21 protein-coding genes, 1 pseudogene and 1 riboswitch are annotated in these 21,575 nt (G+C 67.9%); of the genes and pseudogenes, 11 read left to right on the top strand and 11 right to left on the bottom strand.

What is annotated here, in order from left to right:
* Positions 1-64: 64 nt before the first annotated feature.
* From proX to proV, 3 genes and pseudogenes are all read right to left on the bottom strand, one after another.
* Positions 65-1,045, bottom strand: coding sequence for a glycine betaine/L-proline ABC transporter substrate-binding protein ProX (gene proX, locus QTI68_RS15420; RefSeq protein ID WP_286523173.1), 981 nt, complete (start codon positions 1,043-1,045; stop codon positions 65-67).
* A gap of 39 nt (positions 1,046-1,084) precedes the next feature.
* Positions 1,085-2,209 (bottom strand): annotated as a pseudogene (proW, locus tag QTI68_RS15415) (glycine betaine/L-proline ABC transporter permease ProW); the annotation flags it as partial.
* Between the two features lie 19 nt (positions 2,210-2,228).
* Positions 2,229-3,476 carry a glycine betaine/L-proline ABC transporter ATP-binding protein ProV gene (gene proV / locus QTI68_RS15410; RefSeq protein WP_286522456.1) on the bottom strand — a complete coding sequence of 416 codons (1,248 nt, stop codon included), beginning with the start codon at positions 3,474-3,476 and terminating at the stop codon, positions 2,229-2,231.
* A gap of 459 nt (positions 3,477-3,935) precedes the next feature.
* Between proV and fumC the strand changes: the two genes are divergently transcribed.
* On the top strand, positions 3,936-5,333 hold the full coding sequence (fumC, locus tag QTI68_RS15405; protein WP_286522454.1) for a class II fumarate hydratase: 1,398 nt from the start codon (positions 3,936-3,938) through the stop codon (positions 5,331-5,333).
* A 15-nt stretch (positions 5,334-5,348) separates the two neighbouring features.
* Here the strand turns inward: fumC and QTI68_RS15400 are convergent, their stop codons facing one another.
* Positions 5,349-5,963 (bottom strand): YqhA family protein, encoded by a 615-nt coding sequence (locus QTI68_RS15400; protein ID WP_286522452.1) that lies wholly within the window; start codon positions 5,961-5,963, stop codon positions 5,349-5,351.
* Between the two features lie 165 nt (positions 5,964-6,128).
* On the opposite strand from QTI68_RS15400, the gene acs reads away from it, so the two are divergent.
* Together acs and QTI68_RS15390 are read left to right on the top strand one after the other, a co-directional pair.
* Complete coding sequence (gene acs / locus QTI68_RS15395; protein ID WP_286522451.1) at positions 6,129-8,126, top strand: acetate--CoA ligase; 1,998 nt, start codon at positions 6,129-6,131, stop codon at positions 8,124-8,126.
* A 56-nt stretch (positions 8,127-8,182) separates the two neighbouring features.
* Entirely contained in the window at positions 8,183-8,689 is a 507-nt protein-coding gene (locus QTI68_RS15390) for a LapA family protein (protein WP_286522449.1), read from the top strand.
* Positions 8,690-8,707: 18 nt separating this feature from the next.
* On the opposite strand, the gene QTI68_RS15385 is transcribed toward QTI68_RS15390, so the two are convergent.
* Complete coding sequence (locus QTI68_RS15385; protein WP_286522447.1) at positions 8,708-9,013, bottom strand: c-type cytochrome; 306 nt, start codon at positions 9,011-9,013, stop codon at positions 8,708-8,710.
* A gap of 104 nt (positions 9,014-9,117) precedes the next feature.
* Here QTI68_RS15385 and QTI68_RS15380 point away from each other — a divergent pair, with 104 nt between their 5' ends.
* Complete coding sequence (locus QTI68_RS15380) at positions 9,118-9,372, top strand: TIGR04438 family Trp-rich protein (protein WP_286522445.1); 255 nt, start codon at positions 9,118-9,120, stop codon at positions 9,370-9,372.
* A gap of 128 nt (positions 9,373-9,500) precedes the next feature.
* On the opposite strand, the gene ilvD is transcribed toward QTI68_RS15380, so the two are convergent.
* Complete coding sequence (gene ilvD / locus QTI68_RS15375; protein ID WP_286367550.1) at positions 9,501-11,195, bottom strand: dihydroxy-acid dehydratase; 1,695 nt, start codon at positions 11,193-11,195, stop codon at positions 9,501-9,503.
* Between the two features lie 97 nt (positions 11,196-11,292).
* Between ilvD and QTI68_RS15370 the strand changes: the two genes are divergently transcribed.
* Positions 11,293-12,231, top strand: coding sequence for a LysR family transcriptional regulator (locus QTI68_RS15370; protein ID WP_286522444.1), 939 nt, complete (start codon positions 11,293-11,295; stop codon positions 12,229-12,231).
* A gap of 6 nt (positions 12,232-12,237) precedes the next feature.
* Here QTI68_RS15370 and bfr read toward each other — a convergent pair whose 3' ends face one another.
* Positions 12,238-12,708, bottom strand: coding sequence for a bacterioferritin (bfr, locus tag QTI68_RS15365; RefSeq protein ID WP_286522443.1), 471 nt, complete (start codon positions 12,706-12,708; stop codon positions 12,238-12,240).
* Positions 12,709-12,845: 137 nt separating this feature from the next.
* On the opposite strand from bfr, the gene lgt reads away from it, so the two are divergent.
* The 6 genes from lgt to QTI68_RS15335 all read left to right on the top strand — a co-directional run bounded on the left by lgt (position 12,846) and on the right by QTI68_RS15335 (position 19,362).
* Positions 12,846-13,673, top strand: a complete 828-nt coding sequence (lgt, locus tag QTI68_RS15360; RefSeq protein WP_286522442.1) for a prolipoprotein diacylglyceryl transferase — start codon at positions 12,846-12,848, stop codon at positions 13,671-13,673.
* Positions 13,674-13,769: 96 nt separating this feature from the next.
* Entirely contained in the window at positions 13,770-14,438 is a 669-nt protein-coding gene (locus tag QTI68_RS15355) for a GntR family transcriptional regulator (RefSeq protein ID WP_286522441.1), read from the top strand.
* The gene (locus QTI68_RS15350) at positions 14,435-15,892 is read left to right on the top strand and encodes a malonyl-CoA decarboxylase (protein WP_286522439.1); all 1,458 of its coding nucleotides are present in this window, start codon (positions 14,435-14,437) and stop codon (positions 15,890-15,892) included. Before QTI68_RS15355 ends, QTI68_RS15350 begins: the two co-directional genes overlap by 4 nt.
* A gap of 78 nt (positions 15,893-15,970) precedes the next feature.
* Positions 15,971-16,957: a Bug family tripartite tricarboxylate transporter substrate binding protein gene (locus tag QTI68_RS15345; protein WP_286522438.1), complete on the top strand. Its 987-nt coding sequence runs from the start codon at positions 15,971-15,973 to the stop codon at positions 16,955-16,957.
* 82 nt (positions 16,958-17,039) lie between these two features.
* Positions 17,040-17,816, top strand: a complete 777-nt coding sequence (locus tag QTI68_RS15340) for an enoyl-CoA hydratase/isomerase family protein (protein WP_286522437.1) — start codon at positions 17,040-17,042, stop codon at positions 17,814-17,816.
* A 7-nt stretch (positions 17,817-17,823) separates the two neighbouring features.
* Entirely contained in the window at positions 17,824-19,362 is a 1,539-nt protein-coding gene (locus tag QTI68_RS15335; RefSeq protein ID WP_286522436.1) for a malonate--CoA ligase, read from the top strand.
* Positions 19,363-19,367: 5 nt separating this feature from the next.
* On the opposite strand, the gene QTI68_RS15330 is transcribed toward QTI68_RS15335, so the two are convergent.
* The 4 genes from QTI68_RS15330 to QTI68_RS15315 form a co-directional block, all read right to left on the bottom strand.
* Entirely contained in the window at positions 19,368-19,793 is a 426-nt protein-coding gene (locus tag QTI68_RS15330) for a universal stress protein (protein WP_286522435.1), read from the bottom strand.
* Positions 19,794-19,834: 41 nt separating this feature from the next.
* Positions 19,835-20,278: a universal stress protein gene (locus tag QTI68_RS15325; protein ID WP_286522433.1), complete on the bottom strand. Its 444-nt coding sequence runs from the start codon at positions 20,276-20,278 to the stop codon at positions 19,835-19,837.
* Between the two features lie 359 nt (positions 20,279-20,637).
* The gene (locus QTI68_RS15320) at positions 20,638-20,970 is read right to left on the bottom strand and encodes a cell division protein ZapA (protein WP_286522432.1); all 333 of its coding nucleotides are present in this window, start codon (positions 20,968-20,970) and stop codon (positions 20,638-20,640) included.
* On the bottom strand, positions 20,970-21,188 hold the full coding sequence (locus QTI68_RS15315) for a DUF904 domain-containing protein (protein WP_286522430.1): 219 nt from the start codon (positions 21,186-21,188) through the stop codon (positions 20,970-20,972). Before QTI68_RS15315 ends, QTI68_RS15320 begins: the two co-directional genes overlap by 1 nt.
* Positions 21,189-21,257: 69 nt before the next feature.
* Positions 21,258-21,494, top strand: a riboswitch (cobalamin riboswitch).
* Positions 21,495-21,575 lie beyond the last annotated feature (81 nt).

Genomic DNA, 21,575 nt, shown 5'->3' with positions numbered 1-21,575 from the left:
CCCAAGGCGGCCTGCGGCCCCCTCGGGGGGCAGCGACACACGAAGTGAGGAGCGTGGGGGCGCGTCAGCTCGCGGCGGCCAGCGCCTGCGCGACCCAGCTGTCGAACAGCTGCCGGTGGACCCGGATCCAGCCGTCGACGTGGCGCTCGATGTCACGCTGCGAGCCGGCGCCCTGGCTCATGCGCAGGTTCTGCGCGTTGATGTCGGCGATCGGCAGCTGCATGACCTCGAACAGCTTGCCGGCGGCCGGATTCTTCTCGATGAAGGCCCTGTTCGCAACGATCTGCTCCTGGTTGGCCTGGAAGCCGTAGTTCCTGCCGTTGGCCAGCGCGGTATCGGCGTTGCCGGCCGGCGAGGACGAGAACGGCACCTGCAGCCAGACCACGTCGGTGCCCGGGCGCAGCACGGCGCTGACCCAATAAGGGGTCCAGGCATAGTAGAGGACCGGCCGGCCCTGCTTGTAGCGGGCGATGGTGTCGGCCATCAGCGCGGCATAGCTGCCCTGCCTGTGGGTCACGCTGTCGCGCAGCCGGTAGGCCGTGAGGTGGTTCTCGATCGCCCCTTCGCAGCCCCAGCCCGGGTTGCAGCCGGTGAGGTCGGCCTTGCCGTCGCCGTCGGTGTCGAACAGCTTCGCGATCGCGGGGTCCTTCAACTGCGCGATGTTGGTGATGTCGTACTGTTCGGCCGTCTTCTTGTCGATCAGGTAGCCCTGGACCGCGCCGTCGGCGTAGACCCCGCGACGCCACAGCTTGGCGTCGCCGCCGCTGTTTTTGTAGAAATCTGCATGCAGCAGGCTCCAGTGGCTGGCCATGAAGGTGGCATCGCCGTTGGCGATCGCCAGGTGCTCGGTGGCCGGCTCGAGGTCCTTCATCGGCTGCACGTCGTAGCCGAGCCGCTCCAGCGCCCGGGACACCAGCAGCGTCTGGAACGCCTCTTCGGCGAGCGAGCTCTTGAGCGGCTGCACGGTGACGCCCTTGCCCGGCAGCTCGGCCGCGTCGGCCTGGGCGGAAAGACCGAGGCCCAGGCCCAACCCGAGCCCGAGCACGGCCGTGGCCAGCACGCCGTGCGCGGCGGCGGGCTCGCGCCCGCTGTGCGACGGGCGCACCAGGCGATGCAGCAGGCGCAGCGCGAGGCCGGCCGGTCCGGTGTGCCACCAGCGGCGCCCGGCGCTGCGGCGCGAGCGGCCCATGGCCTGCGTCAGGCGATCGAGCGAGATCGCCAGCAGCACGATGCCCAGGCCGCCCACGGTCGCCAGGCCCATGTCGAGCCGGCCGATGCCGCGCAGCACCATCTGGCCGAGGCCGCCGACGGCGATCATCGAGGCGATCACCACCATCGACAGCGACAGCATCAGCGCCTGGTTGATGCCCGCCATGATCGAGGGCATCGCCAGCGGCAGCTTGACCTTCACCAGCATCTGCCACGGCGACGCGCCGTAGGCGCGGGCGGCCTCGACCAGGTCTGGCCGCACCTGGCGCAGGCCCAGGTTGGTCAGGCGCACCAGTGGCGCCAGCGCGAAGATGATGGTCACGATCACGCCCGGCACGTTGCCGATGCCGAACAGCATCACCACCGGCACCAGGTAGACGAAGGCCGGCGTGGTCTGCATCGCATCGAGCACCGGCCGCATCAGGCGTTGGGCCCGGTCGCTGCTGGCCAGCAGCACGCCCAGCGGCAGGCCGACCGCCAGGCAGAAAACCAGCGATGTCAGCACCAGCGACAGCGTGACCATGGCTTCGGACCAGATGCCCAGCAGCGCCACGAGCAGCAGCGACACCGTGGTCCCGATGGCCAGCTTGCGGCCGGCGAACTGCCAGGCCAGCAGGCCGATCAGCGCGATCATGGCCAGTGGGGGCAGGCCGTTGAGCAGGCCCTCGACCCGTGTCAGCGTGCCATCGATCGGCAGGCGCACGGTCTGGAAGAAGGGGCGGAAGTTCTCGACCACCCAGCCGAGCCCCTGGTTGATCCAGGATTCGACGGGCAGCGAGCCGTCCCAGAGGCGGTGCAGCTGGAAGCCGGTCGCCGCGGGGTCGGCCGATCCGGCCAGTTGCCGGGCCGTGTCGACCGGGGCGTCGAGCCAGGCGCTGGCCGACGCCGTGTCGGGCGTGGCGGACAGGGCCGCCCAGGGGTCGTTCACCGGGGGCGGGGGCAGCGCGGTCACGGGATCGTTCAAGGTGGCCAGTTCGGAAGGCAGTGCGGTGTCGTTCATCGGGAGGTCCTTCGGAAAGTCAGTGCGCTTCAATGGTTTCGGGAGGCCGGGAGGCCGCGGCCTCGATCGGCGGCGTGTCGCGGTCGAGGAACTTCAGCAGGGTGGTCTTGCTGATCGCGCCGCAGAAGCGGCCGTCGCCGGCCACCACCGGAACGGCGCAGGGCGCCTGCGCCACCTGGCCGAACAAACCGGCCACCGGCGCGTCCGCGGCGATCGGCGCCAGCCCGTCCAGGAACGCGTGCTGCAGGCCGAGCGGGCCTGAATGACCGTCGAGCGCCGCGCGCAGCGTGTCGGCCGACACCGTGCCCAGGTAGCGCCGGGCCGGGCTCACGACGTAGGCGAATTCGCGGTCCTGGTCCTCGAGCATCTTCAGCGCGGCGCGGGCGCCCCGGTCGCTGTGCTCGCAGACCACGGTCAGCGACTGGCGGGCGATGTCCGCGGCCTTGAAGACCGCCGCGGCATCGACGCCGCGCACGAAGCTGCGCACGTAGTCGTCGGCCGGGCTGCGCAGGATCTCGTCGGGCGTGCCGACCTGGATCACCTGGCCGTCCTTCATGATCGCGATGCGGTCGCCGATGCGCATCGCCTCGTCGAGGTCGTGCGAGATGAAGACGATGGTGCGGCGCTGTTGCTGCTGCAGCCGAAGCAGTTCCGACTGCATCTCGGTGCGGATGATCGGGTCGAGCGCCGAGAAGGCCTCGTCCATCAGCAGGATCGACGGATCGGCGGCCAGCGCGCGCGCCAGTCCGACGCGCTGCTGCATGCCGCCGGAGAGCTCGTCGGGGTAGCTGTCGCCCCAGCCGGCCAGGCCCACCTGGGCCAGCGCCTGGTCGGCCTGTTCGAGCCGTTGCTTCCTGCCGGCGCCGGCCAGTTCGAGCCCGAAGGCGGTGTTCTCGCGCACCGTCATGTGCGGCATCAGCGCGAAGGACTGAAACACCATGCTGATGTCCTTGCGGCGCAGCGCCCGCAGCCTGGCATCCGAATGCTGGTTGATGTCGGCGCCGTCGATCACGATGCGCCCGGCGGTCGGCTCGATCAGCCGGTTGAGCAGGCGCACCAGGGTCGACTTGCCGGAGCCCGACAGACCCATGATGACGAAGATCTCGCCGGCCTGGATCTCGAAGGTGGCGTCGAACACGCCGATCGACTGGCCGGTGCGGGCCAGGATCTCTTTCTTCGAAAAGCCTTGTCGGACCAGGTCCAGGGCCTGTTGCGGCGCGTCGCCGAAGACCTTGAAGACGTGGTCGATCAGAATTCCTTTGGCCATGGGCCGGGCTCCTTTTGTGCGGGCCACGCCGTCGGCCGATCGGGTCGCGCGGACGCGCAGGCGGCGGCCGGCCAGCCCCGAGGGCTGCCGACAGGCACTGAAGACGACTTGGCGACGAAACCAGTGCCCGCCGGAGGCTTCATTCGCAGGGCAGCGGGCCTGGTCGAGGGGCGCCGCCTGGATGAGCGAGACGTGGCAGTGGGGCCGGAACGGTCCGGCCGATTTGCCGGGCGGGGCCCGGCGGCGAGAACCTGCACCGCGACGGGATTCGGGATCCGCGAGTAGCGCAGGGCAATCAACATGACTTGTTGATCGTCTGAGGGGCTGGATTATAACTTTCCGGTATGACGTCTGTCAAGGCGAACCCGGGCAAATGCGACCCATTCTTGTTTGAGACGATACTCGGTGCAAATCCCGGTCCGCCGGGCGTACCCTCCCATCCGAACTCCGGAGCCATCCATGACGACATCTCCCAAGACCCGTGTCGAACGCGACACTTTCGGCCCGATCGAAGTCCCGGCCGACAAGCTGTGGGGCGCGCAGACGCAGCGCTCGCTGCAGAACTTCGACATCTCCGGCGAACGGCAGCCGCGGGAAATCATCCGTGCCCTGGCGCAGGTCAAGCGCGCCTCGGCCGTCGTGAACCATGCGCTGGGCCTCCAGGACGAGGCCAAGACGCAGGCCATCGCGGCCGCCGCCGACGAGGTGATCGCCGACCGGCATGCGGACGAATTCCCGCTGGTGGTCTGGCAGACCGGCTCCGGCACCCAGACCAACATGAACGTCAACGAGGTGCTGGCCAACCGCGCCAGCGAATTGCTCGGCGGCGAGCGCGGGGAAGGGCGGCGGGTGCACCCGAATGACGACGTCAACCGCAGCCAGTCGTCCAACGACGTCTTCCCGACCGCGATGCACGTGGCGGCGGTCGAGGCGATCACGCACCGGCTGCTGCCGGCGATCGCCAAGCTGCGCGGCACGCTCCTGCAAAAGTCGAAGGACTTCGCCGACATCGTCAAGATCGGCCGCACCCATCTGCAGGACGCGACGCCGCTGACCCTGGGCCAGGAGTTCTCGGGCTATGCGGCCCAGCTGGCCCACGGCGAGGCCCATGTGCGGGCGTCGCTGCCGCACCTGTGCGAGCTGGCGCTCGGCGGCACCGCGGTCGGCACCGGCCTCAACGCCCCCAAGGGCTATGCGGAACAGGTGGCGGCCGAACTCGCGAAGCTCACCGGCCTGCCGTTCGTCACGGCGCCGAACAAGTTCGAGGCCATGGCCTCGGTCGATGCGCTGGTCCATGCGCATGGCGCGCTCAAGACCCTGGCGGCCAGCATGATGAAGATCGCCAACGACGTGCGCTGGCTGGCCAGCGGGCCGCGCAGCGGCATCGGCGAGCTCAGCATTCCCGAGAACGAGCCGGGCTCCTCGATCATGCCGGGCAAGGTCAATCCGACGCAGAGCGAGGCCGTCACGATGCTGGCGGCGCAGGTCTTCGGCAACGACGTCGCGATCAACATCGGCGGCGCCTCGGGCAACTTCGAGCTCAACGTGTTCCGCCCGATGGTGGCGCACAACTTCCTGCAGAGCGTGCGGCTGCTGGCCGACGGCATGGTGAGCTTCAACGACCACTGCGCGGTCGGCATCGAGCCCAACCGCGAGCGCATCACCGAGCTGGTGCAGCGTTCGCTGATGCTGGTGACGGCGCTCAACACCCACATCGGCTACGACAAGGCGGCCTTCATCGCCAAGAAGGCGCACAAGGAAGGCAGCAGCCTGCGCGAGGCGGCGATCGCCTCGGGGCACCTGACGGCCGAGCAGTTCGACCAGTGGGTGGTGCCCGAGAACATGACGGGGCGCTGAACGGCCCCGGCCGCGTCAATGGTCGGCGGGCGCGCGGGCCATCAGCCGGTCGGTCGCCGCGATCGCCATCGCCGACAGCAGGAAGGTGATGTGGATCGCGGTCTGCGCGATCAGCACCCGGTCGGTGTAGTTGTCGGCATTGATGAAGGTCTTGAGCAGGTGGATCGAGCTGATGCCGATGATCGCGGTCGCCAGCTTGACCTTCAGCACCGAGGCGTTGACGTGGCTCAGCCATTCGGGCTGGTCGCGATGGCCTTCGAGGTTCATGCGGCTCACGAAGGTCTCGTAGCCGCCGACGATCACCATGATCAGCAGGTTGGAGATCATGACGACGTCGATCAGCGCCAGCACCACCAGCATGATCACGGTCTCGTTGAGCGAGGTCACCGGGGCGGTGGTCTTGTAGCCGATGCTGGTGACCAGCGCCTCCAGCGCATCATTGCTGCCGAACGCGGCCTCGACCAGGTGGGTCAGCTCGACCAGGAAATGCATCACATAGACCGCCTGCGCCACGATCAGGCCGAGGTACAGCGGCAGCTGCAGCCAACGGCTCGCGAAGATCAGGTTGGGGAGCGGCCGCAGCGGCGAGACCTTGCCGGTCCGGGGAAGGAGAGGATCGTCGTTTGACATCGAAAGGTTTCGGTGAACTTGCGAACAGCTGTAAAACGGCGATTCTAGGGGCGGCCTGTGACCGAACTGCGCAATGCCCCGTGTCGTTAACATGGCCCGTCAGTCGTCCGTAAGTGCGGAATCCGACATTACGACCCGTCATCACGTTTGGTACAGGAGACAAGAATGAGCAGCGCATCGACGATCGAATCCGTCCTGGTCGAAAACCGTGTCTTTCCGCCCGACGCGCGGGCCAGCCAGGGCGCGCGCATCGCCAGCATGGCGGCCTACGACGCGCTCTGCAAGGAGGCCGCGGACGACTTCGACGGCTTCTGGGCCCGCCAGGCGAAAGCCAACGTGACCTGGACCAAGCCCTTCACGCGCACGCTCGACGAGTCGAACGCGCCGTTCTACACGTGGTTCGAGGACGGCGAGCTCAACGCCTCCGCCAACTGCCTCGACAAGCACATCGGCACCCCGGTCGAGAACAAGACCGCGATCATCTTCGAGGCCGACGACGGCGCGGTCACCAAGGTCACCTACAAGGAACTGCTGGCTCGCGTCTCGCAGTTCGCAAACGCGCTCAAGGCCGAGGGCATCCGCAAGGGCGACCGGGTCATCATCTACATGCCGATGACCATCGAAGGCGTGATCGCGATGCAGGCCTGCGCCCGCATCGGCGCCACCCACAGCGTGGTCTTCGGCGGCTTCTCGGCCAAGGCGCTGCAGGAACGCATCATCGACGCCGGTGCGGTGGCCGTCATCACCGCCAACTACCAGCTGCGCGGCGGCAAGGAACTGCCGCTGAAGGCGATCGTCGACGACGGCATCGCGCTCGGCGGCTGCGAGTCGATCAAGAGCGTGCTGGTCTACCAGCGCACCGCGACCGCCTGCGCGATGGTGGCCGGGCGCGACAAGACCTTCGCCGAGGTGCTGAAAGGCCAGGCCAGCGAATGCCCGCCGGTCCCGGTCGGCGCCGAGCATCCGCTGTTCATCCTCTACACCTCGGGCTCGACCGGAAAACCCAAGGGCGTGCAGCATGCCACCGGCGGCTACCTGCTGTGGGCCAAGCTCACGATGGACTGGACCTTCGACGTCCGTCCCGAGGATGTCTTCTGGTGCACCGCCGACATCGGCTGGATCACCGGCCACACCTATGTCGCCTACGGCCCGCTGGCCGCGGGTGCGACGCAGGTGGTGTTCGAAGGCATCCCGACCTTCCCGCACGCCGGGCGCTTCTGGCAGATGATCGAGAAGCACAAGGTCACGATCTTCTACACCGCGCCGACCGCGATCCGCTCGCTGATCAAGGCGGCCGACAGCGACGAGAAGGTGCACCCGAAGAACTGGAACCTGTCGAGCCTGCGCATCCTCGGCACCGTGGGCGAGCCGATCAATCCGGAAGCCTGGATGTGGTACCACCGGAACATCGGCGCCGAGAAATGCCCGATCGTCGACACCTTCTGGCAGACCGAGACCGGCGGCCACGTCATCACGCCGCTGCCGGGCGCCACGCCGCTGGTGCCGGGGTCGTGCACGCTGCCGCTGCCGGGCATCATGGCCGCGATCGTCGACGAGACCGGCAAGGACATCCCCAACGGGGCCGGCGGCATGCTGGTCATCAAGCGCCCCTGGCCGTCGATGATCCGCACCATCTGGAACGATCCCGAGCGTTTCAAGAAGAGCTATTTCCCCGAGGAGATGGGCGGCACGATCTACCTCGCCGGCGATGGCGCGGTGCGCAGCGCCGACCGCGGCTACTTCCGCATCACGGGACGCATCGACGACGTGCTCAACGTCTCGGGCCACCGGCTCGGCACGATGGAGATCGAATCGGCGCTGGTGGCCAAGACCGACCTGGTGGCCGAGGCGGCCGTGGTGGGGCGGCCTGACGACGTGACGGGCGAAGCGGTCTGCGCCTTCGTGGTGCTCAAGCGCGGCCGACCGGCGAGCGACGAGGAAGCGCGCAAGATCGCGACCGAACTGCGCAACTGGGTGGCGAAGGAGATCGGTCCCATCGCAAAACCGAAAGACATCCGCTTCGGAGAGAATCTTCCGAAGACGCGCAGCGGTAAGATCATGCGGCGCCTGCTTCGCAGCCTCGCCAAGGGCGAGGCCATCACCCAGGACACCTCGACTCTGGAGAACCCGGCCATCCTCGAACAGCTGGGCCAGGCGTACTGAGCGGGGGCGCTGGCGGCGCGTCGCCGCCAGCGGTTCAACTTCAGGGAAAAAACAAAATGGGATTGAGAACTGCCGTCTTGCTGATCGTCGTGCTGCTGATCGCAGCGCTGGCCGCGTTGAACTGGGGCACGATCGCAACACCCACCTTGATCTCGATCGGTTTCATGCAGGTCACGGCGCCGCTGGGCCTGATCATGCTGGGCCTGACGGCGCTGCTCGGCATCTTCTTCGTGGCCTACGTGGTCTACCTGCAAAGCTCGATCCTGATGGAGACGCGCCGGCACACCAAGGAAATGCAAGCCCAGCGCGACCTCGCCGACAAGGCCGAGGCCTCGCGCTTCACCGAGCTGCGCAGCTTTCTCGAAACCCAGGAAAACGTCCACATGGCGCGCAATGCCGAGCGGCATGCAGCCTTGCTGGCGCGCATCGAACAGGTGGAGGTGGCTGCCAGGCAGCGCGCCGAGCAATCCGAGAACTCGATCGCGGCTCACATCGGGCAGCTGGAGGATCGCCTCGAACGGCGCCCGGTGGCGACACCGTCCGCCCTGCCGCCGGCGGTCTGAGCCGGCGTGCTGCCGTGCCTACTTGGTCGACAGCACCCAGGCCGCGAGCTTCTTGGCGTCCGCCTCGCTGACCTGGTTGTTGGCGGGCATCGGCACCGGGCCCCAGACGCCCGCGCCGCCCTTCACGATCTTGGTCGCCAGCATGTCGACGGCGCCTTTGTCGTCCTTGTACTTCGCGGCCACGTCCTTGAACGAGGGGCCCAGCACCTTGCGATCGACCGCGTGGCAGCTCATGCAGTTCTTCGACGTCGCCAGCGCCAGGTCGGCGAAGGCGGGCGCGGCGCAGGCCAGGGCGGCCAGGGCGAGCAAGAGCGCTTTTTTCATGGGTGACTGATGCGTGGGTGCGTTAAAGTCGTATCAACGCGATTGTAGGCAGGGCGGTGGACCGTCCTGGCCGGCGTGTCCCTGACTCAACGGAGAAGTTCGCGATGTGGTTCCTGATGCTGGGCCTGCTGGGTGTGGCGCTCAAGTTTTTCGAGATCGGCTTTGTCGCCACCTGGAGCTGGTGGGTCGTGCTGATTCCGTTCGCGCTCGCGATCGCATGGTGGGCGTGGGCCGATGCCTCGGGCTACACCAAGCGCAAGGTGGTCGAAAAAGAGAACCAGCGGCGCCAGGACCGCATCGACCGCCAGCGCAGCAATCTCGGCATGCTCACCAGTCGCTCGAACCGCAAGCGGCGCTGAGCAGCCAGGCGCCTCCAACGCGCTCTTCACGAGAAACACCGCGGAACCGGCTTTGCCGGGCCGCTGGTGTTGCCCCCGGCAGGGGGTGGGCGCCCGGACACGCAGTGCCGGGCAACCTGGGGGCGAGCTCAATACTTGTCGAGCACCGCGCCGGAGCTTGCACTTGAGGCATTGAAGGCGAACTTCGCCTGCACCCCCCGCGTATAGCGCGGCGCCGGTGCCTTCCAGCCTTCGCGTCGCTTGGCGATCTCGGCTTCCGGCACGTTGAGTTCGAGCTTCAGTTCATGGGCGTCGATGGTGATCGAGTCGCCTTCGTTGACGAAGGCGATGGTGCCGCCGGCCGCCGCTTCGGGCGCCACGTGACCGACCACCATGCCCCAGGTGCCGCCCGAGAAGCGGCCGTCGGTGATGAGGCCGACGCTTTCGCCCAGGCCGGCGCCGATCAGCGCGCCCGTGGGGGCCAGCATCTCGGGCATGCCGGGGCCGCCCTTGGGGCCCAGGTAGCGCAGCACCATCACGTCGCCGGCCTTGATCTTGCCGTCGAGGATCGCCTGCAGGGCCGACTGCTCGTCGTCGAAGACGCGCGCCGGGCCTGTGATGACCGGGTTCTTGAGCCCGGTGATCTTGGCCACCGCGCCTTCGGGCGACAGGTTGCCCTTCAGGATCGCGAGGTGGCCCTCGGCGTACATCGGGTTGCCGATCGGGCGGATCACGTCCTGGTCGGCGCGCGGCTGGTCGGGCACGTCCTTCAGCACTTCGGCGATGGTCTGGCCGCTGATCGTCAGGCAGTCGCCGTGCAGCAGGCCGGCGTTCAGCAGCACCTTCATGACCTGGGGGATGCCGCCGGCCTGGTGCAGGTCGACCGCCAGGTACTTGCCGCTGGGCTTCAGGTCGCACAGCACCGGCACCTTCTTGCGCATGCGCTCGAAGTCGTCGATCGACCAGTCGACGCCCGCCGCATGGGCGATCGCCAGGAAGTGCAGCACCGCATTGGTCGAGCCGCCGGTGGCCATGATGACGGCCACCGCGTTCTCGATCGCCTTCTTGGTGACGATGTCGCGCGGCTTGATGTCCTTCTTGATCGCCTCGATCAGCACCTTGGCCGATTCCTTGGCCGAGTTGGCCTTCTCGTCGTGCGGGTTGGCCATGGTCGACGAGTAGGGCAGCGAGATGCCCAGCGCCTCGAAGGCCGAACTCATGGTGTTGGCCGTGTACATGCCGCCGCAGGAGCCGGTGCCGGGGATCGCGCGCATCTCGATCTCGCGCAGGTCCTCGTCGCTGAGGTTGCCGGCGGCGTTCTGGCCGACCGCCTCGAACACGCTCACGATGTTGAGGTCCTGGCCCTTGTACCGGCCGGGCAGGATGGTGCCGCCGTAGACATAGATCGCCGGCACGTTGGCGCGCAGCATGCCCATCAGGCCGCCGGGCATGTTCTTGTCACAGCCGCCGACCACCAGCACGCCGTCCATCCACTGGCCGCCGACGCAGGTCTCGATGCAGTCGGAAATCACTTCGCGGCTGACCAGCGAGTACTTCATGCCCTCGGTGCCCATCGCCATGCCGTCTGAAATGGTCGGGGTGCCGAACACCTGCGCGTTGCCGCCAGCTTCCTCGATGCCCTCGATGGCCGCATCGGCCAGCTTCTGCAGGCCCGAGTTGCAGGGCGTGATGGTGCTGTGGCCATTGGCGACGCCGACCATCGGCTTCTTGAAGTCGCCTTCCTGGTAGCCCATGGCGTAGAACATCGAGCGGTTCGGCGCCCGGCTCTTGCCTTCGACGATGTTGGCGCTGCGGCGGTTGATCTGGATCGGTTTCGTGTCCATCGTGGTTCTCGCGTTCGTGATCGGGGGACGCCAAGTATCGGACGATTGATTGATTGGTTCCAATCCTATTTGTCGGTGCTATTGATATGCTTCGCATATGAAAGAAGCAGCAATCGACTTGCGCGCCTGGCGCCAGTTCGTGGCCGTTGCCGAAGAGCTGCACTTCGGCCGGGCCGCGCTGCGGCTGCACATGACCCAGCCGCCGGTCACCCAGGCCATCGCCCAGCTCGAGCGCACGCTCGGGGTGCTGCTGTTCGATCGCACGCGGCGCCGGGTGGCGCTGACGCCGGCCGGCGAGGCGCTGCTGCCGGAGGTGCGCGAGTTGCTGGCGCGCGCCCAGGCCCTGCCGTCGCGGGCCCGCGCGGCGGCGGCTGGAGAGGTCGGGCGGGTCCGGCTGGCCTTCGTCTCGACCATCGGCTTCGACCAGCTGCCGGGCTGGGTGCGCGCCTTTCGCGAACACAGTCCGCAGGTGGTGCTCGAACTGGTCGAGGCCACGGGGGACGTGCAACTGCGAGACCTGCAGCGGGGCGACATCGATGCCGGCCTGATGCTGCACTCACCGGGCTTCGCGCCGCCGGGGCTCAGCCACCTGCGGGTGGCTGTCGAGCCGCTGGTTCTGGCGCTGCCCGAGCACCATCCGCTGGCGAGCGCGCAACCGCTGCCTTGGGAGGCGGTGCTGGGCGAGCCGCTGGTGATCTTTCCGCGCCGCATCGCGCCTTCGCTGCATGACGCGGTCTTCGGGCTCTACCACGCGGCCGGCCGGCTGCCCGTGGTGGCGCAGGAAGCGATCCAGATGCAGACCATCGTCAACCTGGTGTCGGCCGGCCTCGGCCTCGCCTGGGTTCCCGAGAGCGTGATGCAGTTTCGCCGCACCGGGGTGGTCTACCGCACGCCCGACAGGGCCGGTGCGCGCGGCAGGAAACAGCCGGCGGTTCCGCTGTGCGAGACCAGCCTGGTGTGGCTGGAAGGCGACGCGCACCCGGCGCTGGACCGATTCGTCGGCTTCGTGCGCGAGCGGATGGAGGAGGGCGGCTGAGCGCCCTCAGGCTTGCGACTGGGTCTGGAGGTAGTTTTCGAGTCCGACCTTGTCGATCAGGCCGAGTTGCTTCTCGAGCCAGTAGGCGTGGTCTTCCTCGGTGTCTTTCAGCTGGGCGAGCAGCAGGTCGCGGCTGACGTAGTCGCCGACGCCCTCGCACAGCGCCATGCCCTGCTTGAGCGCCTCGCGCACCTCGTATTCGGTGTCCAGGTCTTTCTGCAGCATCTCGGGCACGGTCTGCCCGGGCGTGAATTCCTTCGGGCGCATGTCCGGCAGGCCGCCGAGCAGCAGGATGCGGCGGATCAGCGCGTCGGCGTGCTGGGTTTCCTCTTGCATCTCGTGGTCGAGGCGGGTGTAGAGCTTGACGAAGCCCTGGTCCTCGTAGATGCGGGAATGGATGAAGTACTGGTCGCGGGCGGCGAGTTCGCCGCGGACCAGTTGCTTGAAGTAGTCGATGACCTGTGGGTTTCCCTGCATGGGGCTGACCTTGTTGTTCTAGGTGAAGACCCGAGTATCGCGTCGAACCGGGTCGCTGGGGAAGATGTCCCCGTTTGCGCGGTCTGCATGGGCCTGTGTCTAAGAAGCGTTCGCATCGGGACGGCACAATCTGTCCCATGCTCATGTACCCGCAGATCAACCCCATCGCCCTGCAGCTCGGGCCGGTCGCCATCCACTGGTATGGCCTGACCTACCTGGCGGCCTTCGCGCTGTTCTATTTCCTCGGCACGCGCCGGCTCGGGCACGAGCCCTTCCGCTCGATCACCGGCCCCGGCGCCTGGACCCGCAAGGATGTCGAGGACATCCTGTTCCTCGGCGTGATGGGCGTGATCGTCGGTGGTCGGCTCGGCTACTGCCTGTTCTACAAGCCGGGCTACTACCTCACCCATCCGCTCGAGATCTTCTTCGTCTGGCAGGGCGGCATGAGCTTTCACGGCGGCCTGCTCGGCGTGATCGCCTCGATGGTCTGGTTCTCGCGTTCGCGCGCCCGGCCGTTCTGGCAGGTGATGGACTTCGTGGCGCCCTGCGTGCCCACGGGTCTGGCCGCGGGGCGGGTGGGCAACTTCATCAACGGCGAGCTCTGGGGCCGCTTCAGCAACCCCGAATTGCCTTGGGGCATGGTGTTTCCGCAGAGCGGCTCGATGCTGCCGCGCCACCCCTCGCAGGTCTACCAGTTCCTGCTCGAGGGCCTGCTGCTGTTCGTGCTGCTGTGGCTCTACGCCCGCAAGGACCGCGGCGAGCGGCGCGTGTCGGCGGTGTTCCTGATCGGTTACGGCCTGATGCGCTTCATCGCCGAATACTTCCGCGAGCCGGACGACTTCCTCGGCCTGCTGGCGCTCAACATGAGCATGGGGCAGTGGCTTTGCGTGCCGATGATCGCCTTCGGCCTCTGGCTCTATGCCAGCGCCCGTCCGGCGCCGGTGGCCGGCGCCCTCCGGGGCTGAGCGGCGGCCGCCGGGGCCGGGTATCTCCCGAGGCCCCGGGGCGTTGCGCGTTGGCCTCCGCATTCTCATAATTACGCGTAATTACGAGAGCCGCCCATGCGCCTGGTCCAGAACTCCCTGCACGACGAAGTCGCCGCCACCTTGCGCGAAGAGATCTTCGGCGGCGTGCTGGTGCCGGGCGCCTTCATCGACGAGGCGTCGGTGTGCGAGCGCCTGCAGATCTCGCGCACGCCCTTGCGCGAGGCGCTCAAGGTGCTGACCGCCGAAGGGCTGCTGCGGCACGAGCCGCGCCGGGGCTGCTTCGTCGCCGAGGTCACGCAGCGCGACCTCGACGAGATCTTCCCGGTGATCGCGCTGCTCGAAGGCCGCTGTGCCTGGGAGGCTGCGCGCAACGCCAGCGACGACGATCTCGCCGCGCTCGAAGCGCTCCACGACCGGCTCGCGAAGCACGCGCGGGCGCGCCGCATCAACGACTACTACGCGACCAATTTCGCGATCCACGAGGCGATCATCATGCTGGCCGACAACCGCTGGCTGGCGCAGGTGATCGGCGACCTGCGCAAGATCCTCAAGCTGGCGCGGCAGCAGCAGCTGCATGCGCCGGGACGGCTCGAGCAGAGCCTGTCCGAACATCTCGCGGTGTTCGCCGCCCTCAAGGCCCGCGACAGCGACGGCGCCGAGGCCGCGATGCGGACCCACCTGAACCGCCAGCGCGAGGCCCTGCGGGCGGTCGCGCTGCAACAGAAAGCGAAGCTCATCTCATGAATGCCGGCGACTGGATCACACGCGGGGTTTCCCTGCTGCGCCCGGGCCATGCGCCCGATGGCACCAAGGCGGCCACCGATTCGACCAAGGGGAAGCGGGCCGCGGGGCCGCGCCCGCTCGGCGAGCGGCTCGAGGCGACGCTGCGCCGTCCCGGCGAGGCGCTGGGGCCGCGGGCCCTGCGGCACGCGCTGGTCGACCTGCAGGCGGTGGTCGACCCGCAGATCAGCGAAGTCGAGGCCGGTCGCCGGGCCCATGCGGTGGTGCAGTGGTATGGCGCCCGCGAGCTCGACGAGCGGCGCGACATCTGGCTCCTGATGAGCGAGCGCTTCGCGCCCGATGTGCAGAAGCTCAGCACGGCGCGCGACCAGCACGAGGCCGCGGTCGGCACGCCGGACGAAGGCCAGGCCGAGATCGGACTGCGGCGCGCCCTGGCGTCGCCGCGCGCGCGGCTGCTGCAGCGCTTCGCGATCGATCCCGACGGCATGCGCTTCCTGGTCGACCTGCGCGCCGAGCTGCTGCCGCACCTGAAGGGCGACCGCCGGCTGCTGCCGCTCGAGGCCGAGCTCGAGCACCTGTTCTCGACCTGGTTCGACATGGCTTTCCTCGACCTGCGGCGCATCAGCTGGGACTCGCCGGCCTCGCTGATCGAGAAGCTGATCCAGTACGAGGCGGTGCACGACATCAAGAGCTGGGCCGACGTCAAGAACCGGCTCGACAGCGATCGCCGCTGCTACGGCTTCTTCCATCCGCGGCTGCCCAACACGCCGCTGATCTTCGTCGAGGTGGCGCTGGTCGACCACATCAGCGAGGGCATCGTGCCGCTGCTCGACGAGGCGGCCGCGGTGGTCAGGCCGGACAAGGCGACGACCGCGATCTTCTATTCGATCAGCAACACGCAGGCCGGGCTCAAGGGCGTGAGTTTCGGCGATTCGCTGATCAAGCGCGTGGTCGAGACGCTGCAGGACGAACTGCCGCGGCTGAAGGTCTTCGCGACCTTGTCGCCGATCCCGGGCTTTCGCGGCTGGCTGGCGAAGAAGGCCGACCAGATCGTCGCGCGGCTCGACGAGAAGCGGGCCGCCGAACTGGGGCGGGCCGTGGGCTCGCTGCCTCCGACCGGCGAGCGTTTCCTCGCCGCCGCCGACGAGGTGCTGGCGCTCGACGCCCGGTCACCGGTGCGGCAGTTGCTGCTGCACGCGGCGGCCGAATACCTCGGACGCGCCACGGCCGACGGCAAGCCGGTCGATCCGGTGGCGCGCTTCCATCTTGGCAACGGTGCGCGGGTGGAGCGGCTCAACTGGGGCGGCGACCCGTCGCCCAAAGGCCTCAGGCAGTCCTACGGCCTGATGGTCAACTACCTCTACGATCTCAAGCGCCTCGACAAGCACCGCGCCTGGCTCGCCCAGGGCAAGGTGGCTGTCTCCGGCGGCATCGACGACTTGTTCCTCAAGGGTTGAGAGAGCATTGGGGTCCTTCCAACCCGACGCGCTTCGGGCCCCGGCGCAAGACAGACAAACGACAACAGGAGACAACCGATGACCTCAGGCTTTCAACGGCGGGACGTGCTGCGCCTGGCGGCGGCGAGCGCCGCGATGGCGGCGGCCGGCGTGCGCGCCCAGTCGCACTGGCCGACCCGGCCGGTGACGATGATCGTGCCGTTCCCGGCCGGCGGCGGCACCGACGCCTTCGCGCGGCCGCTGTCGGCGCAATTCACCAAGCTCACCGGCCAGACGCTGGTGATCGACAACCGCGGCGGCGCCGGCGGCACCGTGGGGGCCAGCATCGCGGCCAAGGCGGCGCCGGACGGCTACACGCTCTTCATGGGCGCGGTGCATCACGCGATCGCGCCGTCGATCTACCCCAAGCTCGACTACGACCTCGAAAGGGATTTCGTGCCGCTGCTGCTGCTGGCCAACGTGCCGCAGGTGGTGGTGGTGAATCCGAAGCGGGTCACCGAGACCACGCTCAAGGCCTTCGTCGCCAATGCCAAGCAGAACCCGGGCAAGCTCAACTACGCCTCGGCCGGGGCCGGCACCTCGCACCACCTGGCGGGTGAGCTGTTCAAGCTGCAGACCGGCACTTTCATCACGCACATTCCCTATCGAGGCGCCGGACCGGCGCTGCAGGACCTGATCGCCGGCAACGTCGACGTGATGTTCGACGGCCTCGGCTCGTCGGCCCAGCACATCAAGGCCGGCCGCATCAAGGCGCTGATGGTGGCCGGCGGCAAGCGCAATCCGGCGTTCCCCGACGTGCCCTGCGCCGCCGAGGTGGGTTTGCCCGACTACACCGTGACGACCTGGTACGGACTCTGGGCGCCCAAGGGCACACCGGCGGAGGTGCAGGCCCGGATCGTCGACGACATGAAGAAGGCGCTCGCCAGCGACGAACTGAAGTCGATCTGGGCCAGCAACGGCTCGGAGATCCCGAACGTCACCAACGCCGCCTACGCCGCTTTCGTGAATGCGGAAATCAAGCGCTGGGCGGCGGTGGTCAAGGCTTCGGGGGCGAAGTTGGAATGAGCGCCGCGCCGGGCCGCCCCAAGCAAGCTCGCGCCCCCTCGGGGGGCAGCGAGGACACGAAGTGCCGAGCGTGGGGGCTTGAATGACGGCATCGATCGGCTTGCGCACGGAGGGCCGGTTGGCCTTCGTGACCTTGGCGAACAGCGGCCGCCTGAATGCCATGACGCGCGCCATGTGGCGCGAGCTGCGCGAGGTGTTCGAGCGTCTCGGGCAACTGCCCGAGCTTCGCTGCGTGGTCGTCGGCGGGGAGGGCGGCGCCTTCTGCGCCGGCGGCGACATCTCCGAATACCCCTCGTTCCGCTTCGAGGTCGAGCCGCTGCGCGCCTTCCATGAGGACGAGGTCTGGGCGGCGCTGGCCGCCATGCTGGCCTGCGAACTGCCGCTGGTCGCGTGCATCGAGGGCGCCTGCATGGGCGCCGGGCTCGAGATCGCGAGCTGCTGCGACATCCGGCTGGCCGGCGAATCGGCGAAGTTCGGTGCGCCGATCGCCAAGCTCGGTTTTCCGATGGCGCCGCGCGAGGCAGCGCTGGTGCAGGGTGCGATCGGCGACGTGCTGGCGCGCGACATGCTGCTGGCGGCCAGCGTGCACGGCGCCGAGCGCCTGCGCGACGCCGGCTTCCTGCTGCGCGTGCTGCCCGATGCCGATCTCCAGTCCGAAGTGCTGGCCCACGCAAATCGCATCGCCGCGCTGGCGCCCGCAGCCGCGCGCCTCAACAAAGCCACCTTCGCCGCCCTGCGGCAAGCCGGCGCCCAGGCGGGCGTCGCGCCGCTGCTGACGACCGCCTACGATTACGCCGACACCGCCGAGCATCGCGAAGGCATCGCCGCCTTCATCGCCAAGCGGCCTCCCGTCTTTTGAGATCGACATGACTGACATTTCCAACGCCAATCTGTTCGCCGTGCTGCGCGCGGCGTTTCCCTCCGACCTCGACGCGATCGCGGTCGAGACCGACGACGGCCTGTGCTATTCGTGGCGCGACCTGGACCGCGCCAGCGCCATGATCGCCAACCTGCTGGAAGCGCTGGACCTCGAGCCCGGCGCCCGCATCGCGGTCCAGGTCGAGAAGTCGGTCGAAGCGATGATGCTGTACCTGGCAACCCTGCGCGCCGGCTATGTCTTCCTGCCGCTCAACACCGCCTACCGGGGCGCCGAGATCGAGTATTTCATCGGCAATGCCGAGCCGGCCGTCGTGGTCTGCAGCAGCGCCAACGCGTCCTGGGTGGCGCCGATCGCCACCGCGGCGGGCACCCGCCATGTCTTCACGCTCGACGACGACCGCAGCGGCACATTGCTCGACGTGGCGGCGCAATGCAGCGACCGCCACGCGATCGCCCCGAAGCAGGAGGACGATCTCGCCGCCATCCTCTACACCAGCGGCACCACCGGCCGCAGCAAGGGCGCGATGCTCACGCACCGCAACCTGTCGTCGAACGCCGAGGTGCTGAAGGACTACTGGGGCTGGCGCGGCGACGACGTGCTGATCCACGCGCTGCCGATCTTCCATGTGCACGGGCTCTTCGTCGCGATCCATGGCGCACTGATCAGCGGCAGCCGGATGATCTGGTTCAACCGCTTCGACGCCGCGCGCGTGGTGGCCCGGCTGCCCGAGGCGACGGTCTTCATGGGCGTGCCCACGCTGTATGTCCGGATGCTGGCCGAGCGCGGGCTGACGAAGAAGGCCTGCCGCCGCATGCGGGTCTTCATCTCCGGCTCGGCGCCGCTTTTGATCGATACCTTCGACGCCTGGCGCGAACGCACCGGCCAGACCATTCTCGAGCGCTACGGCATGAGCGAGACCGCGATGCTGACCTCCAACCCCTACAGCCCGGTGCAGGGTCCGCGGCGTGGCGGCACGGTCGGGTTTCCGCTTCCCGGCGTGCAGCTGCGGGTGCGCGACGACGCCGGCGAGCCGTGCCCGACCGGCGAGATCGGTCATATCGAGGTCGACGGGCCCAACGTGTTCGCGGGCTATTGGCGGATGCCCGAGAAAACCCGGGAAGAGTTCACCGCCGACGGCTACTTCAAGACCGGCGACGTCGGCAAGTTCGACGAACTGGGCTACGTCACGATCGTCGGACGCAGCAAGGACCTGATCATCAGCGGCGGCTACAACGTCTATCCGGCCGAGATCGAAGGGTTCATCAACGAGCTGGCCGGCGTGGCCGAGAGCGCGATCGTCGGCGTGCCGCATGCCGACTTCGGCGAGGTCGGCGTGGCCATCGTGACGGCACGGGCCGGTGCCGCGATCGACGGCGAGTCGATCATTGCCGAGCTCAAGGAAAAGCTCGCCAACTTCAAGATCCCCAAGCGCTGCTTCGTGGTCGACGAACTGCCGCGCAACGCGATGGGCAAGGTGCAGAAGGCCCTGCTGCGAGAGCAGCACAAGGCCTTGTTCAAGGGCTGAGGGCCTTACTGGACCAGCAGCACCGAGATGTCGGTCTCGGCCACCACCTTGGTCGCGACCGAGCCCATCAGCGCCCGGCCGAACAGGCCGTGGCCGTGCGTGCCCATGACGATCAGTTCGGCGCCGCAGTCGGCGGCGGCCTTGAGGATTTCCTCGGCGGCATGGCCGTGGCGCTGGTCGACCTTGTAGCCGGTGATGCCGGCGCTGGCCAGCGTGGCCTTGAGCGGATCGAGCACCTTGGCGGTCTCTTCGGCGTAGTAGTCGCGCACGATCTCCTTGCTGAGGTGGCGGGTCACATGGCCGGGCACGCCGATGCACACGTGAACCACGACGAGTTCATTGCCGTCGATGAACATGGCGCGGTTCTTCGCCAGGTAGTCGATGGCTTTCTGGGTGTGCGCGCTGCCGTCGACGGCGATCAGGATCTTCATGCAAGGCCTCTCGTTGTTCTGGATGGGATGACGGGCCGGTCTCAGCGCAGGACCAGCACCGGCAGGTCGGAATGGGTGAGCACATGCTGGGTCTCGCTGCCCAGCAGCAGTCGCTTGATGCCCTTGCGGCCATGCGAGGCCATGACGATCGTGTCGCTGTCGTGCTTCTTCGCGGCGGCGATGATGGCGTCGCCGACCAGGTCGGCGCTGACTATTGAGGTCTTGACCTTGACGCCGCTGGCCTCGGCTTGTTTGGCGATCTCGTCGAGCGACGCTTGAGCCGCCTCGGCCCATTGCTTCTCGATGCGACCGATGTCCTCGGGCGTGAACACGGCGGCGCCGTCGAAGTAGTTGGTCGGGTAGCGTGGCACCACGGTCACGGCGACCAGCTCGGCGCCGTTCTGCGAGGCCAGCGCGATGGCGCTCGCCACGGCCTTCTTGGCGAGGGGGGAGCCGTCGGTGGCGACCAGGATTCGCTTGAACATGAATGCTCCTGTGGTTGGACCGCCAAGAGCTTAATACAAGGGTCGCCGGGACGGACTTGATTCACGTCATGCCGACGGGGGAAAGCTGCGGCGCAGAAAAAAAGCCACGGCGCCTGTTGCAGGGCCGTGGCTTTCGAAAAAAGGTGTCTGCGAGTGTGAGCCGAACCCGCATCCTGAACCAGGGTTCAGGTGGGCGAGGTCAGCAAGGCTTCGGGTTCATCTGACGCGAGATGATCACACCCGCCAAGCGATGTTCCAAGCCCTGCTCCGGAGAGCATTGGTACAAGGAAATATAGAGCCCAGCTTCGCACCGCAGACGAAGCGTATTTTACGCCCGCTGTCGCCTGCGCGCCCAAGCTTCAGAGTAAATGTCCGTCGCCGGCAAGGGCCTGGTCGAGGCGCTGGACCAATTGCGCGGCGCGTGCGTCGTCTTCGGCACTGCCGGCGGGCGCTGCGGCCGGCGCGGGGGGCGGCGCAGGCGCGGGCGCGGCTTCGCGCTGCACGAGGTCGAAAGCGAGGTTCAGCGAGGCCAGCACCGCGATCCGGTCGCGCGCCTTGACCTTGCCGGCGTCGCGGATCTTGCACATGGCGGCGTCGACGCGCTCGACCGCTTCGCGCAGTTGCGGCTCGCCGCCTTCGGGGCAGCCGAGCAGGTAGCTCTGGCCCATGATCTGGACTTCGATTTGTTTCATCAGGGAGTGTTTTGGCCGGGATCGGCGGGCAGGTGGTCGAGCAGGGCGTCGAGCCGCGTGCGTGCCGCGGCGAGCCGCGATTTGAGGGTGTCGCGTTCGCGCGTGAGCGCGTCGACCTGGTCCTGGAGCAGCGCATTGGTGCGCTGTACTTCCTCATGGCGCACGAGCAGGCGTTCGACGCGCTCGGCGATCTGGTCAATACGGCTCGGTGCAGGCATGGAGGACGATTGTAGTTACCGGCGCCGGCGTGTTTGCATCGTCGCGCGCAAGGTAGATGCCAAGAAACCCTACAATTCCGCGCGTTGGTGCTCGCTCCGCGGTTCACGCGGTGCAGTTCAACGGGAAGCAGGAGGCGGAGCCCATCGGGCCGAGCCAACCTGCGCTGCCCCCGCAACGGTCAAGCAGACGGCATCTTCGGATGCCACCCTCGTCAATCAGCCACTGGGCGCTCTGAAACAGGCGCCTGGGAAGGCGGCGAGGGCCGCGCTGCCAGCCCGGATACCGGCCAACGAGGCGGCTGCCGCATGGAGAGAAGCATGTTCGCAGCCATGACGTCCAAACGCCGGCGGGGAAGCCGGCGACGGGCATTGATCTTTGTCGCTTCC

Origin of the sequence: Variovorax sp. J31P207, assembly GCF_030316965.1 — a bacterium.
Lineage (GTDB): Bacteria > Pseudomonadota > Gammaproteobacteria > Burkholderiales > Burkholderiaceae_C > Variovorax > Variovorax ginsengisoli_B.
The sequence above is the reverse complement of the archived record's forward strand: the minus strand, read 5'-3'. Positions and strand labels throughout refer to the sequence as shown.